13 protein-coding genes are annotated in these 13,344 nt (G+C 73.3%); 2 read left to right on the top strand and 11 right to left on the bottom strand.

What is annotated here, in order from left to right:
- Positions 1–324 precede the first annotated feature (324 nt).
- The 7 genes from ABFX46_RS30890 to ABFX46_RS30920 all read right to left on the bottom strand — a co-directional run bounded on the left by ABFX46_RS30890 (position 325) and on the right by ABFX46_RS30920 (position 7,387).
- On the bottom strand, positions 325–1,638 hold the full coding sequence (locus tag ABFX46_RS30890) for a beta-ketoacyl-[acyl-carrier-protein] synthase family protein (protein WP_346047450.1): 1,314 nt from the start codon (positions 1,636–1,638) through the stop codon (positions 325–327).
- Positions 1,639–1,725: 87 nt separating this feature from the next.
- Complete coding sequence (locus ABFX46_RS30895; RefSeq protein ID WP_131943374.1) at positions 1,726–1,992, bottom strand: acyl carrier protein; 267 nt, start codon at positions 1,990–1,992, stop codon at positions 1,726–1,728.
- Between the two features lie 55 nt (positions 1,993–2,047).
- Positions 2,048–3,016, bottom strand: a complete 969-nt coding sequence (locus ABFX46_RS30900) for a beta-ketoacyl-ACP synthase III (RefSeq protein ID WP_346047451.1) — start codon at positions 3,014–3,016, stop codon at positions 2,048–2,050.
- The gene (locus ABFX46_RS30905) at positions 3,013–3,927 is read right to left on the bottom strand and encodes an ACP S-malonyltransferase (protein ID WP_346047519.1); all 915 of its coding nucleotides are present in this window, start codon (positions 3,925–3,927) and stop codon (positions 3,013–3,015) included. Before ABFX46_RS30905 ends, ABFX46_RS30900 begins: the two co-directional genes overlap by 4 nt.
- A gap of 109 nt (positions 3,928–4,036) precedes the next feature.
- The gene (locus ABFX46_RS30910; protein ID WP_346047452.1) at positions 4,037–5,206 is read right to left on the bottom strand and encodes a PucR family transcriptional regulator; all 1,170 of its coding nucleotides are present in this window, start codon (positions 5,204–5,206) and stop codon (positions 4,037–4,039) included.
- Between the two features lie 76 nt (positions 5,207–5,282).
- Complete coding sequence (locus tag ABFX46_RS30915; protein WP_346047453.1) at positions 5,283–6,209, bottom strand: alpha/beta hydrolase; 927 nt, start codon at positions 6,207–6,209, stop codon at positions 5,283–5,285.
- A 2-nt stretch (positions 6,210–6,211) separates the two neighbouring features.
- A complete protein-coding gene (locus ABFX46_RS30920; protein WP_346047454.1) occupies positions 6,212–7,387 on the bottom strand; it encodes an acyltransferase family protein in 1,176 nt (391 codons plus the stop codon).
- Here ABFX46_RS30920 and ABFX46_RS30925 point away from each other — a divergent pair.
- On the top strand, positions 7,355–7,615 hold the full coding sequence (locus ABFX46_RS30925; RefSeq protein WP_346047455.1) for a hypothetical protein: 261 nt from the start codon (positions 7,355–7,357) through the stop codon (positions 7,613–7,615). The genes ABFX46_RS30920 and ABFX46_RS30925 overlap by 33 nt on opposite strands.
- A gap of 52 nt (positions 7,616–7,667) precedes the next feature.
- On the opposite strand, the gene ABFX46_RS30930 is transcribed toward ABFX46_RS30925, so the two are convergent.
- The 3 genes from ABFX46_RS30930 to ABFX46_RS30940 all read right to left on the bottom strand — a co-directional run bounded on the left by ABFX46_RS30930 (position 7,668) and on the right by ABFX46_RS30940 (position 10,770).
- Complete coding sequence (locus ABFX46_RS30930; RefSeq protein ID WP_346047456.1) at positions 7,668–8,615, bottom strand: alpha/beta hydrolase; 948 nt, start codon at positions 8,613–8,615, stop codon at positions 7,668–7,670.
- 143 nt (positions 8,616–8,758) lie between these two features.
- Entirely contained in the window at positions 8,759–9,439 is a 681-nt protein-coding gene (locus tag ABFX46_RS30935) for a response regulator (protein WP_346047457.1), read from the bottom strand.
- The gene (locus ABFX46_RS30940; RefSeq protein ID WP_346047458.1) at positions 9,436–10,770 is read right to left on the bottom strand and encodes a sensor histidine kinase; all 1,335 of its coding nucleotides are present in this window, start codon (positions 10,768–10,770) and stop codon (positions 9,436–9,438) included. Before ABFX46_RS30940 ends, ABFX46_RS30935 begins: the two co-directional genes overlap by 4 nt.
- 84 nt (positions 10,771–10,854) lie before the next feature.
- On the opposite strand from ABFX46_RS30940, the gene ABFX46_RS30945 reads away from it, so the two are divergent.
- Positions 10,855–11,877, top strand: coding sequence for a PHP domain-containing protein (locus ABFX46_RS30945; RefSeq protein WP_346047459.1), 1,023 nt, complete (start codon positions 10,855–10,857; stop codon positions 11,875–11,877).
- 39 nt (positions 11,878–11,916) lie between these two features.
- Here ABFX46_RS30945 and ABFX46_RS30950 read toward each other — a convergent pair whose 3' ends face one another.
- On the bottom strand, positions 11,917–13,218 hold the full coding sequence (locus tag ABFX46_RS30950; protein WP_346047460.1) for a 3-hydroxybutyrate oligomer hydrolase family protein: 1,302 nt from the start codon (positions 13,216–13,218) through the stop codon (positions 11,917–11,919).
- Between the last annotated feature and the right edge of the window lie 126 nt (positions 13,219–13,344).

Here is a 13,344-nt window from a genome sequence, read left to right on the forward strand (position 1 = left end):
CGTGCCCGCCCCGCAACGCGCACGCCCACCGGCCGCCCCACCCCGTCCCACGCCGCCCGCCCGTTCCGGCACCGGGCGGCCCGATGCCGCCCGGCCGCCCCGCCCCGGCGGTGCTGACGCTGTGCGGGCGCGCTGATGCTGCGCGGCGGCTCCGGCGCTGCGTGGGGGCGCCGCACGGCGGTGTCGTCGTGGTCGTGGCGACCGGTGGCTGTGGGCTTGGTCGGTGCGGTGTTGAGGGGACGTGGGAGTGCGGAACGGCCCGGCGAGTCGTCCTCGCCGGGCCGTTCCGTTGCTCGTGTCGGGCCGTGGGCGGCCCGGAGCGTGTCAGAGGGGCATGTGCCGCTGGAAGGCCACCGAGACGTTGTGGCCGCCGAAGCCGAACGAGTTGTTCAGGGCCGCGGCGGGGCCGTCGGAGATCTTGCGGGGCTCGTCCCGGACGATGTCCAGGTCGGCCTCGTCGTCGAGGTCCTCCAGGTTGGCGACGAAGGGGATCAGGCCCTCCTTCAGCGCGAGGACGGTGAAGACCGACTCCAGCGCGCCGGCGCCGCCGAGCAGGTGGCCGGTCATCGACTTGGTGGCGGTGACGGCGACCTGGCGGGCGGCGTCCTCGCCGAGGCCCGCCTTGATGGAGGCGAGCTCGGCCACGTCGCCGGCCGGGGTCGAGGTGGCGTGCGCGTTGATGTGGACGATGTCGGCGGGCTCCAGCCCGGCGTCCTTGAGGGCGCGCTGCATCGCCTTGGCCTGGCCCGCGCCGGACGGGTCGGGCAGGACGATGTCGTAGGCGTCGCCGGAGTAGCCGCAGCCGGCCGCGACGCCGTGGATGCGGGCGCCGCGGGCGACGGCGTGCTCCTCCGACTCCAGGATCAGCGCGGCGGAGCCCTCGCCGAGCACGAACCCGTCGCGGTTCTTGTCGTAGGGCCGGGACGCGCGCGCCGGGTCGTCGTTGCGGGTCGACATCGCGCGCATGGAGCCGAACGAGGCCATCTGCAGCGGGTGGATGCACGACTCGGTGCCGCCGCAGATCACCACGTCGGCGCGGCCCGCGCGGATCATGTCGATGGCGTAGCCGACGGCCTCGCCGCTGGACGCGCAGGCGCTGACGAGGGCGTGCGACCCGGCCATCGCGCCGAACTCGATGCCGACGTGCCCGGACGCGCCGTTCGGCATCAGCATCGGGACGGTGAACGGCGAGACCCGCGCCCAGCCCTTCTCCTTGAACACGTCGTAGCTGTTGAGGGCGGTGTGCAGGCCGCCGATGCCGCTGGAGAACACGACGCCGAGGCGCTCACCGTCCACGGTGAAGCCGCCGTCCACGCCGGCCTTCTCCATGCCCTTCTGCGGCTTGCCGCCGGTCGACGGGGCGAACCCCGCGTCGGCCCACGCCTCGCGCGCGGAGATCAGCGCGATCGCCTGGTTGCGGTCGAGGCGGCGCATCGACTGCCGGGGGACGACCTCCTCCGGCTGGACCTTCAGCGTGGCGGCGAACCGGACCGGCAGGTCCTCGACGCCCTCCCAGTCCAGGGGGCGGACCCCGGACTCTCCTGCGAGCAGGGCGGACCAGGTCGACGGAAGGTCTCCGCCGAGAGGGGTCGTTGCACCGAGACCGGTCACCACGACTCTGGTCTGGCTCTTGCTCATAGTGGGTGCTCCTTGCGGACTGTGAGGGGGAGGAAAGGTCGGACGCGCCGCCTCCGGCCGGAGCGGCGGCGCGCCCTCCCCGCGGATCTAGCTCTTGGCCGTGGTCTGCAGGTTCTGGACGAAGTTGATGACGTCCTTCACCGTCTTCAGGTTGCGCAGCTCGTCGTCGGGGATCTCGACGCCGAACTGGTCCTGCGCGGCGACGGCGATCTCGACCATCGACAGCGAGTCGATGTCGAGGTCGTCGATGAAGTTCTTCTCGGGGGTCACCTCGGACTTGTCGATGCCGACGATGTCGTCGATGATCTCCGCGAGGCCGTCCAGGATCTGCTGTTCGGTGGCGACTTCTGCCATGGTCTGCGTTTCTCCTTCGGTGGGTTGGTCCAGAGCCTGCGAGAGGCGTGACGGCCTACGGGATCTGGATGACTTGGGCAGCGTAGGACAGTCCGGCGCCGAATCCGACCAGCAGGGCCGGGGCGCCGGACGGCACGTCGCCGCGTTCGATCATGCGGGACATCGCCAGCGGGATGGAGGCGCCGGAGGTGTTGCCCGAGTGCACGATGTCGTCGGCCACGACGGCGTTGGTGGCCTTCACCTTGCGGGCGATGGCCTCGATGATGCGCAGGTTCGCCTGGTGCGGGACGATCGCGGCGAGGTCCTCCGGCTTCACGCCGGCGCGCTCGCAGGCCTGCAGCGCGATCGGGGCGATGGCGGTGGTGGCCCAGCGGAACACCGCCTGCCCCTCCTGCCGGATGAACGAGTGCCGGTCCTCAATGATGATCTTGTCGTACTTGTCGCCGGCGCTGCCCCACACCACCGGGCCGATGCCGGGGGAGTCGCTGCCCGCCACGACCGCCGCGCCCGCTCCGTCCGCGAAGATGATGCAGGTGGAGCGGTCGGTCCAGTCGATCCACTGGGACATCTTCTCGGAGCCGATGACCAGCACGTTGCGGGCGCTGCCGGCCTGGACGGCGGCGCTGGCGGTGGCGAGCGCGTAGCAGAACCCGGCGCACGCGGCGTTGAGGTCGAACGCGCCGGGCGCCTCGATGCCGAGGCGGTGCGCGACGAGCGCGGCGTGGCTCGGCATCGGCGACTCCGCCGAGCAGGTCGCGAGGATCACGAGGTCGATGTCGGACGGGGCGAGGCCGCTGCCCGCGAGGGCCTTGCGGCCCGCGTGCACGCCCAGCTCGACGATGCCCTCGTCGTCGCCGGCGATGCGCCGCTCGGTGATGCCGACGCGGCTGCGGATCCACTCGTCGTTGGTGTCGACGGTCTGCGCCAGCTCGTCGTTGGTGACGACGCGGGACGGCCGGTAGTCGCCGAACGCCAGGACACGGGTCCCGGCGGTGGCCTGGGGGATCTGCAGCGCGGCGGTCATGACGCGTCCGCCTTGATCAGCTCGCGGGCCTTGTCCAGGTCGGCGGGGGTCTTGAGGGCCACCAGCTCGATGCCCTTCAGCTCGCGGCGGGCGAGGCCGGTGAGCGTCCCGGCGGGCGGCAGCTCGATGATCGCGGTGACGCCGAGGTCCCGCATGGCGGCCATGCACGAGTCCCAGCGGACGGGTGCGCTGACCTGGTCGACGAGCCGCGCCACGAAGTCGCGCCCGTCGGCGACGACGGCGCCGTCGCGGTTCTGCAGCAGTGTCGTGCGCGGGTCGGCGACGGGCGCGCCGGGGGCGAGCCGGCGGAGCGTCGCGACGGCGGGCTCCATGTGCTCGGTGTGGAACGCGCCCGCGACCGACAGCGGACGGAGCCGCGCCTTGGCGGGCGGCTCGTCGGCGAACTTCGCGAGCTGCTCCATCGTCCCGGCGGCGACGATCTGGCCGGCGCCGTTGACGTTCGCGGGGGTGAGCCCGTGCTTGTCGATCGAGGCGAGGACCTCGTCGGGGTCGCCGCCGAGGACGGCGGTCATCCCGGTCTCGGTGACGGCGGCGGCCTCGGCCATCGCCCGGCCCCGCTCCCGGACGAGCACCAGCGCCGCCTCCGGCGACAGCACCCCGGCGATCGCGGCGGCGGCGAGCTCGCCGACGCTGTGCCCGGCGACCGCGTCGGGGACGGAGTCCTCGTAGAGCACCTCGTAGGCGGCGAGCGCGGCGGCGACCAGCAGCGGCTGCGCCACCGCGGTGTCGCGGATCTCCTCGGCGTCCGCCTCCGTCCCGTACCTGACCAGGTCCAGCCCGGTGACGGCCGACCACCACGCGAGACGGTCGGCGACTCCGGGTATCTCTAGCCATGGCTTCAGGAAGCCGGGGGTCTGGGCGCCCTGGCCGGGCGATGCGAGGAGAATCACAGCGTCCAGCATTCCGTCAATGTCCGGTGACCTCGATACCGATCAGCACGAACTTTGGTGAGCGGCCTTTGTACGACCCCTACAAGGGGGCCTCGGCGCTTCTTGGATCTCAGCGCTTCTCGAAGCGGCCCAGGACGAGGGCGATGCGGAGGGTGAAGGCGTTGCGGCCGTCGGTGGGCGCGAGGCCGGTGAGTTCGGTGACCCTGCGCAGGCGGTACCGGACGGTGTTCGGGTGGACGAACAGCAGCCGCGCGGTGGCCTCCAGCGACGACCCCTGCTCGAGGTAGGTGGTGAGCGTGTCGAGGAGGGGCGCGCCGGCGGCGAGCATGGGGTTGTAGACGTTCTCGACCAGGTAGCGGCGGGCGTCGTCGTCGCCGTCGAGGGCGCGTTCGGGCAGCAGCTCGGTCGCCTGGACGGGACGGGGCGCGTCCGGCCACCCGGCGGCGGCGCGCAGCCCGGCGACGGCGGCCTGCGCGGAGTGGGTGGAGTCGTACAGGTCGGCGACCTGCGGGCCGACGACCACCGGACCCGGGCCGCACTTGGCGGCTATGGGGCGGGCCGCCTCCATGGGGTCGGTGTCACCGCCCACGATGACGATGACGCGGCGCCCCTGGACGCCCGCCAGCACGTCGGCGCGCGCGCGGCGCGCGGCCAGCTGCATCTGGTCGATGGTGACCTCGGGCTCCTCGTCCTCAGGGGTGAACCCCGCGATGACGGTGACGGGCTTGGACGTCCAGCCGAGGGCGGCGGCCCACGAGTGCATGCCGTCGTCGACCTCGCCGCGCAGAACCGCGTTGACGACGAGGGCCTCCAGCCGGGCGTCCCACGCGGCGCGGGTCTCGGCGGCACGCGCGTAGACCTGGGCGGCGCCGAACGCCACATCCCGCGTGTAGCGGAGGATCGCCTCGCGGAGCTGGGCCTCGCCGCCGGGCGCGGCGAGCTCGTCCAGCCGGGTCTCCACCACCTCGATGATGACGCGGATCATGTCGATGGTGTGGTGCAGCTTGATCGAGCGCAGCAGCTCGCGGGGGGCGGTGCCGAACACCTCGCCGGCGATGGCCGGGCGCGTCTTCTCGTTGTTCTTGAACCACTCGACGAACGCGGCGATGCCCGCCTGCGCGACGAGGCCGATCCAGGAGCGCTGGTCGGCCGGCATGCGCCGGAACCAGGGGAGTTGCTCCTCCATGCTCGTCAGGGCCGCGGTGCCGAACGTCCCCATGGCCTTCTCCAGGCGCTGGGTGGTGCGGTCGCGGATTTCGGCCTCGTTCGCGGTGTCCACCCCCCCAGGGTGCCACCACCTCGGCCGTGACCCGGTCCCAAGCGGGCGATCCGGCGCGGTCGCGGGCCGCCGGCGGTCAGCCGTGGGTGACCTCGGACGGGCGGCCGAGTGCGATGCCGGTGAGGTTGCGCAGGGACGTCGAGCCGGGGGCGAGGTAGTCGCTGTGGCCGCCGGAACCCGCGTCGAACACCCGCGCGCCGAACTCGCGGGAGACCGGGTCGGGGCCGAGGCCGAGGCCGAAGATGCGCACGTGGGGGACGTCCTCCATCCAGTCGGTCGCCCCTCGTCCCGCCCAGATGCGGGCCGTTCCGCTGAGCTTGGACGCCGACCACGCCGTCGTGCCCGGACTTCCGTAGAGGGCGATGTCGGTGACTTGGCGCCAGGCCGCGCTGTCGGGGCCGTCCAATGCCGCACGGCCGCACACCACCGAGCCATAGCTGTGGCACAGCAGACCCACGCTCGCGTTGGGGTTGACCCTGTGCAGACCCTTCAGGAAGTGGCGCAGCCTCCCGGCGCCTTCGGACGCCCTTCCGTCGGTGAGGACGTCACTGCTGAACGTCTTGGGCGCCGCGTACCCGAGCCAGGCGACGACCGCCAGCCCGGAGCCCGGTGCCATGGACCGGGCCTGCGCGTAGACGGCGCGCGCGCCGCCGCCCGGCGTCGACCACGGCTTGCCGCCCCGCCGGTCGAACGCGGACAGCGTGGTGTCGGCGCCCGGGACGAGGACCGCGATCCGCCGCGCCCTGGTGATGTCGCCGACGACCTCGATGGCGCGCCCGCCGCCGCGCGGGTCGAAGTAGAGGAAGCGGCGTCCGGGCTGGAGGAACGCGCCGAGCGCCTTGCCCCGGTCGGTGTCGCCGACGTCCTGCGCCGTCCGCAGCGCCTTCTCGATGGCCCGGCGTTCGGTGGCGTAGCGCGCGTCCAGCGTCGACGGCGCGAGCGTGGGGAGCGCGACGGGCGCGGCGTAGGGGTCGGCGTGCCCCGTCCCGGCCGTCGTCAGCATGATCACCCCGATGGACGCGGCACCGGCGAGGAGTCGCCGCGGCCGCCGGGAACGCCGCCATCCGGCGGGCGCGTCCGGCATCGCATGCTGCGGCGGCTTCCTGCGTATCTCGACCATCCACGATCTCTACGGGGCCGGCGCGGCCCGCGTTCGAAGCGGCCCGCCAGGACCGTGATCACGGTCAGCGCGGCCGCGCAGACGGCCAGCCACGGAAGGCGCATCATGATCCATTCCGGCCGGCCGGGTGCGGTGTGCACCCCCTGCAGGCTACCCAACGTGAGCAGTGACACAGCGGTGACACCCATCAGCGCGGTCTGGTGCCAGAGGAACACCGTCATCGCCGACCGGCCGAACGCGCCGATCACCGACCGTGTCCGGGCGTGCCGCGTCCAGCGGGTGAGCGGCCCGTGCAGCAGCACCGCGAGGCCCGTCTGGGCGAGGCCGAACGCGACCGCCGCGAGGGTCGGCGGGCTGAGGTTGGAGACCGCGGCACCCGGCACGCCGACCATGCTCGCCGGATACCCGGCGAAGACGATCAGCAGCGCGGTCGCGGCGCCGCCGCCGGCCAGCAGGGCGGCTCCGGCCCGCCGGGAGCGCAGCGCGCCGCCCGCCCAGCCGATGCCGAGGTAGAACGGCAGGAGCCAGGCGGTGAGGACGGTGGCCCAGCCCGTCCAGCCGGGCGTGTCGAGCGCGAAGCGGCCGAGGTCGACCACGGCGGTGGCGGCGGCGAGGACGGCGGCGCCCCGCAGCCCGAAGCGGTCCCAGGCGGCCGCGATCAGCGGTGTGCACGCCGTCAGCACCACGTAGACGCACAGGAACCACAGCGGGCTGAGGACCAGTTCGATCATCGTCCGGACGGTGTCCGCCGAGAACCCCGCCCACCGCAGTGCGGCGGCGGCCGGCACCCAGGCGACGGCGAGGACGGGCAGCGGCCGCGCGAACCGGGTCAGGCGGCGGCGCATCAGCGACGTCCACGCTTCGCCGGGACGCCGCGCCTTCGCCGCCGAGTAGCCGCCGACCAGGAAGAACACGGCGAGCGTCTGGAAGACCGAGGAGATCGGCGTCAGTTCCGGCATCGTCTTCAGCGGGCTGGTCACCTGCAGGTCGCGGCCGGAGGCGTCCGCGACGAAGGCGGTGACGAGCCAGTGCCCGAGGACGACGCCGAGAATCGCGAACACCCGCAGCGCATCCACCGCATGGTCACGGCCTGCGGCAACCCCGGGCCGAGCGCCACTTTCCCGCGTTGCCGACGCCTCCCGCGCTTCCCGCCGTTCCCGCGTTTCGTGCAGTTCCCGCGTTTCGTGCAGTTCGCGGGTTTCGTGCAGTTCGCGGGTTTCGTGCAGTTCTCGTGGTTTCCGAGCTTCGTGCGGTGCCCGTGCTTCGTGTGGTGCCCGTGCTTCGTGTGATTTTCGTGCTTTGCGTGGTTTTCGTGCTTTGCGTGGTCTCTGGGGTTCGGTGTCAAGCACGGGAGACCTCCGCGGTGCGGCCGAGGGCGATCAGGGAGAGGTTGCGGAGCGCGCGGGTCCCGGGCTTGAGGTAGGCGCTGTGCGGGCCCGTCCCGGCGTCGAAGCGGAGGGCGCCGAAGCCGGGGGAGACGGGGTCCGCGCCGAAGCCCACACCGGTGAAGCGGACGTTCGGCACGAAACGCATCCAGTCGCCGTTCGCCCGCCCCGCCCAGACGCGCGCGGACGTCCTGAGATCGGCGGCCTTGTCCTTGGTGGTGCCGGGACTGCCGAAAAGGGCGATGTCGGCCACGGGGAGCGGGGTCAGGCGCGGGGCGGCCTTCGCGCAGACCACCGAGCCGTAGCTGTGGCAGAGCAGGGCGAACCGGGCGTGTCCGTTCACCCGGTGGACGCCCGCGAGGAGGGTCCGGAGGCCGCGGGCACCGTCCTCGGCGCCGCCGTCGGTCAGGACGGAGGCGCTCAGCGTCGAGGGCGAGTCGTAGCCGAGCCAGGCGATCACCGCGAACCGAGCGCGCGGTGCGGCGGCCCGTGCCTCCAGGTAGAGGGCGTGGGCGCCGCCGCCGACGAACTTGGGCGAGTCGTAGTTGGCCAGCGTGTTGTCCGCGCCCGGCACGACAACGGCGATCCGGTCGGCGTGCTCCAGATCGCCGATGACCTCGACGGCCCGTCCGCCACCGCGCGGGTCGAACGCGAGGAACCGCCTGGCCGGAGCCAGGAAGGCGGACAGCGCCGGCGCGCGGTCCTCGTCGCGGAGGCGCTCCGCGGTGGCGAGCGCCCGGCCGATGTCCCGGTCGGCGGCCTGGTAGCGGGCGTCGAGGGTCGCGGACGACAGCGCGGGCGCGGGCACCGGGGCGGCGTACGGTTCGGCGGTCCGGGTCGCCGGCGCGGCGGCGCCGACCGCGAGCAGCGAGACGGCGGCGACGATCTTGCGGGCGCGCGGCATCCGGCACGTCCTTCCTGGTCAATGGCTTGCGGCACTGACCAGGACGCTAGAAACCGAACGATGCCCCGGAGATCAACCGGCGGAGTGAACTTGGGAGGTGCGACCTGGATCCGACATCTCGCGCGCAGGTATCAGGGCGGCCGTCAGTCGCCGGGCCGGACCAGCCCCACCTCGTAGGCGTAGACGATCGCCTGCGGCCGGTCGCGGAGCCCGAGCTTCATCAGGATCCTCCCGAAATGGGTCTTGACGGTCTGCTCGGCGACGACGAGCTTCCCGGCGATCTCCCCGTTGGACAGCCCCCGCGCGACCAGCGTCAGGACCTCGGTCTCCCGCTCGGTCAGCTCGTCGAGCCGCTTGCGGGACGGCGCGCGCGGCCCGCCGAGCCGGGAGAACTCCGCGATGAGCCGGCGGGTGACCGACGGCGACAGCAGCGCGTCGCCCGCCGCGACGACCCGCACCGCGTCGGCCAGCTCGGTCGCGGACGCGTCCTTCAGCAGGAACCCGCTGGCCCCCGCCCGCAGCGCCGCGTACACGTACTCGTCCAGGTCGAAGGTCGTCAGCATGAGGATCTTCGGGACGCCCTCGCCCGCACCACCACCGCCGGCGCCGTCGAGGATGCGGCGCGTCGCCTCCAGGCCGTCCAGCACCGGCATGCGGACGTCCATCAGCACCACGTCGGGGCGCAGCTCGCCGACGCGGCGCACGCCCTCCTCGCCGTTGACGGCCTCGCCGACGACCTCGATGTCCGGCTGCGCGTTCAGCAGCACGCCGAACCCGGCGCGCACCATGCCCTGGTCGTCGACGATCACCACCCGGATCGTCACGTGGTCTCCCGCGCCCTCACCGGCAGCGTGGCGGTCACGGCGAATCCTCCCTCGGACGTGGGACGGGCGGTCAGCTCACCGCCCAGCGCGGCGGCCCGCTCCCGCATCCCGAGCAGCCCGTGGCCGCCGCCCGGCAGCGGGGGGCGCGGCACCCGCCCGCCGCCCGGCGGGCCGTTGACCACGCCCAGCCATACGATGCCATCCTCCCCGGCATCCCGGGAAACCTGGACTTCCACCTGCGAACCGGGCGCATGCCGCATCGCGTTGCTCAGCGCCTCCTGCAGGATCCGGTACGCGGTGAGGCCGACGCCCGGCGGCAGCCCGGCGAGGTCGCCGTCCAGCCGCGTCGCCACCCGCAGCCCCGCGCCGCGCGCGTGGCCGATCAGCTCGTCCAGCCGCTCCAGGCTCGGCTGCGGCGCGGTCTCGGCGCCGTCCTCCGCGCGCAGGACGCCGAGGACGCGGCGCAGCTCGGTCAGCGCGTCCAGCGCGGTCGCGCGGATCTCGGCGAGGTCGAGCCGGGTCTCCTCGGGCATGGCGTCCACCTTGTAGGGGGCCGCCTCCGCCTGGATCGCGATCATCGACATGTGGTGGGCGACGACGTCGTGCAGCTCCCGCGCGATCCGCTGCCGCTCGGTCAGCACCGCCTCGGCGTCCTGGTGCCGCCGCTCCTGCTCGGCCAGCTCCCGCTTCGCGGTCCGCCGGACCCGGACGGCGTAGCCCACCGCCAGCGGCACCAGGATCAGCACCGACGCGCCGGGCGCCGAGTCCGCGTCCTTGATCCACACCCCGGCGAGCGAGAGGACCGCGACGCCCAGGGTGACGTCCCGCGAGCAGCGCACCGTCACCGTGAAGAGGCACATGAGCGCCGCGAAGGCCCCGCCCTCGGTGTACTCGATGCCCGGCGGCCACGGGCTCAGTGCGAGTACCGCGAGGCCCGCGAAGCTCATCCGCCAGGCCGCGAGCGGGTGCCGGTCGCGCAGCGCGAGCGGCGCGGTCACCAGGACCGCGACCAGCAGGGCCGTGCCGTCTCCTGGGTAGCCGGCGGCGTCGGCGCGCACGGGCTCCCTGAGCATCGAGCTGGTCCCGCTGATGATCAGCAGCGTGAGGAAGGACCAGAACAGGTTCACGACGAGCCCGAACGGCAGCCGTCCGATGCCGAGGAACCGCGTCCACCGCAGCCCCGCCGGCCAGGGCCGGTCGAGTGGTGGCGCGGGCTCGGCCCGGCCCGTCACGAGGGCGGCCAGGATCCCGTCGCGCAGCACCGCGCGCAGCAGGTTCGGCTCGTTCCCGATCCTGCCGTCGGTCGCGTCCACGGTCTTCTCCCCGGCCATGACGACCAGGCTAGAGACCTGGCGGGCAGGGCGGATGGGACCGTGGTGGGACACGTCCCGTCATACCTGGGTACGGTGCGATGCGTGGAGCCCGTCGAAGCGCTGCGCCGCATCGCGTTCCTGCTGGAGCGCGCCCACGAGCCGACCTACCGCGTCCGGGCCTTCCGCACGGCCGCCGGCCTCGCCGAGCGGACGCCTCGGGACGAGCTGGCCGGCCGGGCCCGCGACGGGACGCTGACCGCGCTGCCGGGCATCGGCAAGGTCACCGCGCTGGTGATCGAGGAGGCGCTGCGCGGTGAGACCCCCGTCTACCTGCGGCGCCTGGAGGCGACCGAGGGCGAGCCGCCGGACGAGGCCGCGGCCGCGCTGCGCGCCGCGCTCAAGGGCGACCTCCACACCCACAGCGACTGGTCGGACGGCGGCTCGCCCATCCGGGAGATGGCCGAGACCGCCCGCGGCCTCGGCCACGAGTACCTGGCGCTGACCGACCACTCACCGCGCCTGAAGGTGGCGAACGGCCTGTCCGCCGACCGCCTGCGCCGCCAGCTCGACGCCGTCGCCGAGCTGAACGCGGAGCTGGCGCCGTTCCGGATCCTCACCGGCATCGAGGTCGACATCCTGGACGACGGCACCCTCGATCAGGACCCCGACCTGCTCGAACGCCTCGACGTCGTCGTCGCCAGCGTCCACTCCAAGCTCCGCATGGACCGCGTCGCGATGACGAAGCGCATGGTCGCCGCGATCGCGAACCCGCGCGTGAACGTCCTCGGGCACTGCACCGGACGCATCGTGAAGGCGGGCGGCAGGCGCGGCGGGCTGCGCCCCGAGTCGGAGTTCGACGCCGCGCTCGTCTTCGACGCCTGCGCCGCCTACGACGTCGCCGTGGAGATCAACTCCCGTCCGGAGCGCCTCGACCCGCCGAAGCGCCTGCTGCGCCTCGCCGTCGAGGCCGGCTGCCGCTTCTCGATCGACTCCGACGCCCACGCGCCGGGCCAGCTCGACTGGCAGCCCTTCGGCTGCGAGCGGGCCGCCCGGTGCGGGGTGCCGGCGTCCCGCGTCGTCAACACGCTCCCGCCCGACGACCTCCTTGCCTGGACGCGTCCCTGACCTGCGCCGGGACGCCTTTCCGCGGCGCCGCCCGCTCCCTCAGGAGGTGAGGGAGCAGGTGTTGACGAGGTCGCCGGACGCGGGGCGGGGGAGCGTGGCGCTCGGCGGCGGGGGTGTGCCGTTCCGCGTCCAGGATTCGAGGGCGGTGAAGGCCGTGCGCATGCAGGGGAGAAGGGGCCGGAGGCGGTCCGGGTAGGTGTCGTAGAGGCCGTCGACGTGGTTGGCGGCCTCCAGGCGGTAGTAGCGGTAGGGGGCCTTTCCGCGGTCGCGGACGAGTTTCGCGTAGACGTCGGAGTCGGTGCTGATCGGCAATAGCGAGTCGTAGGTCCCCTGGAGTGTGATCAGGGGCTTGCCGATTCGGCCCGTGAGGGAGATCCGGGCGACGGCCCGGTGCACCTTCTTCGGGCGGGCCGCGTAGTCGTAATCGGCCTCCGCCCCCGTGTACGTGGGGTCGAATTCCTCGCGGTAGATGCGCTGGGTGAGTTCCCAGTAGACCTGGTCGTGGAACGGCCAGAGGAATTCCGAGCCGGGCGCGAGCCCCGCCTTCAGGAGCGCCTTGTGCGCGGACGGGTCGCCGGTGGCCGCGTACGGCGGGTAGGCGCGCAGGATGGGCGGCAGGTAGGTGAACAGGTTGGGGCCGTTCGCACGCCAGAGCGTGCCTTCCGCGTCGATGCCGCCGTCGTAGAGCTCCGGACGGTTCTCCAACTGCCAGCGGACCAGGTAGCCGCCATTGGAGATGCCCGCCGCGAAGGTACTGCGGGGGGATTTCCCGTAGTGCTCGCGGACGGCCTTCTTGGCCGCTCGGGTGAGCTGGGTCAGGCGCTGGTTCCATTCGGCGACGGCGTCGCCGGGGCGGCGGCCGTCCTTAGAGAACTCCAGGCCGCTGTTTCCCTTGTCCGTGGCCGCGTAGGCGTAGCCCTTGCCGAGCGCCCAGTCGGAAATGGTGACGTCGTTGGCGTACTGGCGGCGGTTGCCGGGGGAGCCGGCGACGACGAGCCCGCCGTTCCAGCGGTCGGGCAGGCGGATGACGAACTGCGCGTCGTGGTTCCAGCCGTTGTTGGTGTTGAAGGCCGAGGTGTCCGGGAAATAGCCGTCCACCTGGATTCCGGGGACGCCGGCCGGATTGCGCGTCCCGGCGGCGTGCAGGCCGGCGAAGTCGGCGGGGACGGTGTGCCCGGACGCGATCGTGCCGGCGGTCGTGAGGTCGTTCAGGCGGGCCGACACCTGCTTCTCCGCGCCCGGCACGGCGGGCCCGCGCTCCCGCGCGTGCGCCGGCGCGGCAAGGGCGGCCGTGACCGCGGCGGCGGCCGCGGCGGCGGTAAGGACGGTGCGGACGGGCATTCCGCCTCCTCGGGAAGGGGACGTCGGGTCGCCCGCTATGGTGAGCGGCCCCTGTGACCGCGACCACGTGGCCGGTCCACATATCGCGGAAGTCCGGCATGTGTCGATGGGCGTGACCTGCGCGTG

This window comes from Actinomadura chokoriensis (genome assembly GCF_039529475.1).
Classification (GTDB): Bacteria; Actinomycetota; Actinomycetes; order Streptosporangiales; family Streptosporangiaceae; genus Spirillospora; species Spirillospora bangladeshensis.

Excerpts from the sequence above, each read along its gene's own strand:
- ABFX46_RS30890 (WP_346047450.1), bottom strand. The coding sequence starts at position 1,638 with ATGAGCAAGAGCCAGACCAGAGTCGTGGTGACCGGTCTCGGTGCAACG.
- ABFX46_RS30895 (WP_131943374.1), bottom strand. The coding sequence starts at position 1,992 with ATGGCAGAAGTCGCCACCGAACAGCAGATCCTGGACGGCCTCGCGGAG.
- ABFX46_RS30900 (WP_346047451.1), bottom strand. The coding sequence starts at position 3,016 with ATGACCGCCGCGCTGCAGATCCCCCAGGCCACCGCCGGGACCCGTGTC.
- ABFX46_RS30915 (WP_346047453.1), bottom strand. The coding sequence starts at position 6,209 with ATGCTGACGACGGCCGGGACGGGGCACGCCGACCCCTACGCCGCGCCC.
- ABFX46_RS30930 (WP_346047456.1), bottom strand. The coding sequence starts at position 8,615 with ATGCCGCGCGCCCGCAAGATCGTCGCCGCCGTCTCGCTGCTCGCGGTC.
- ABFX46_RS30940 (WP_346047458.1), bottom strand. The coding sequence starts at position 10,770 with ATGGCCGGGGAGAAGACCGTGGACGCGACCGACGGCAGGATCGGGAAC.
- ABFX46_RS30950 (WP_346047460.1), bottom strand. The coding sequence starts at position 13,218 with ATGCCCGTCCGCACCGTCCTTACCGCCGCCGCGGCCGCCGCCGCGGTC.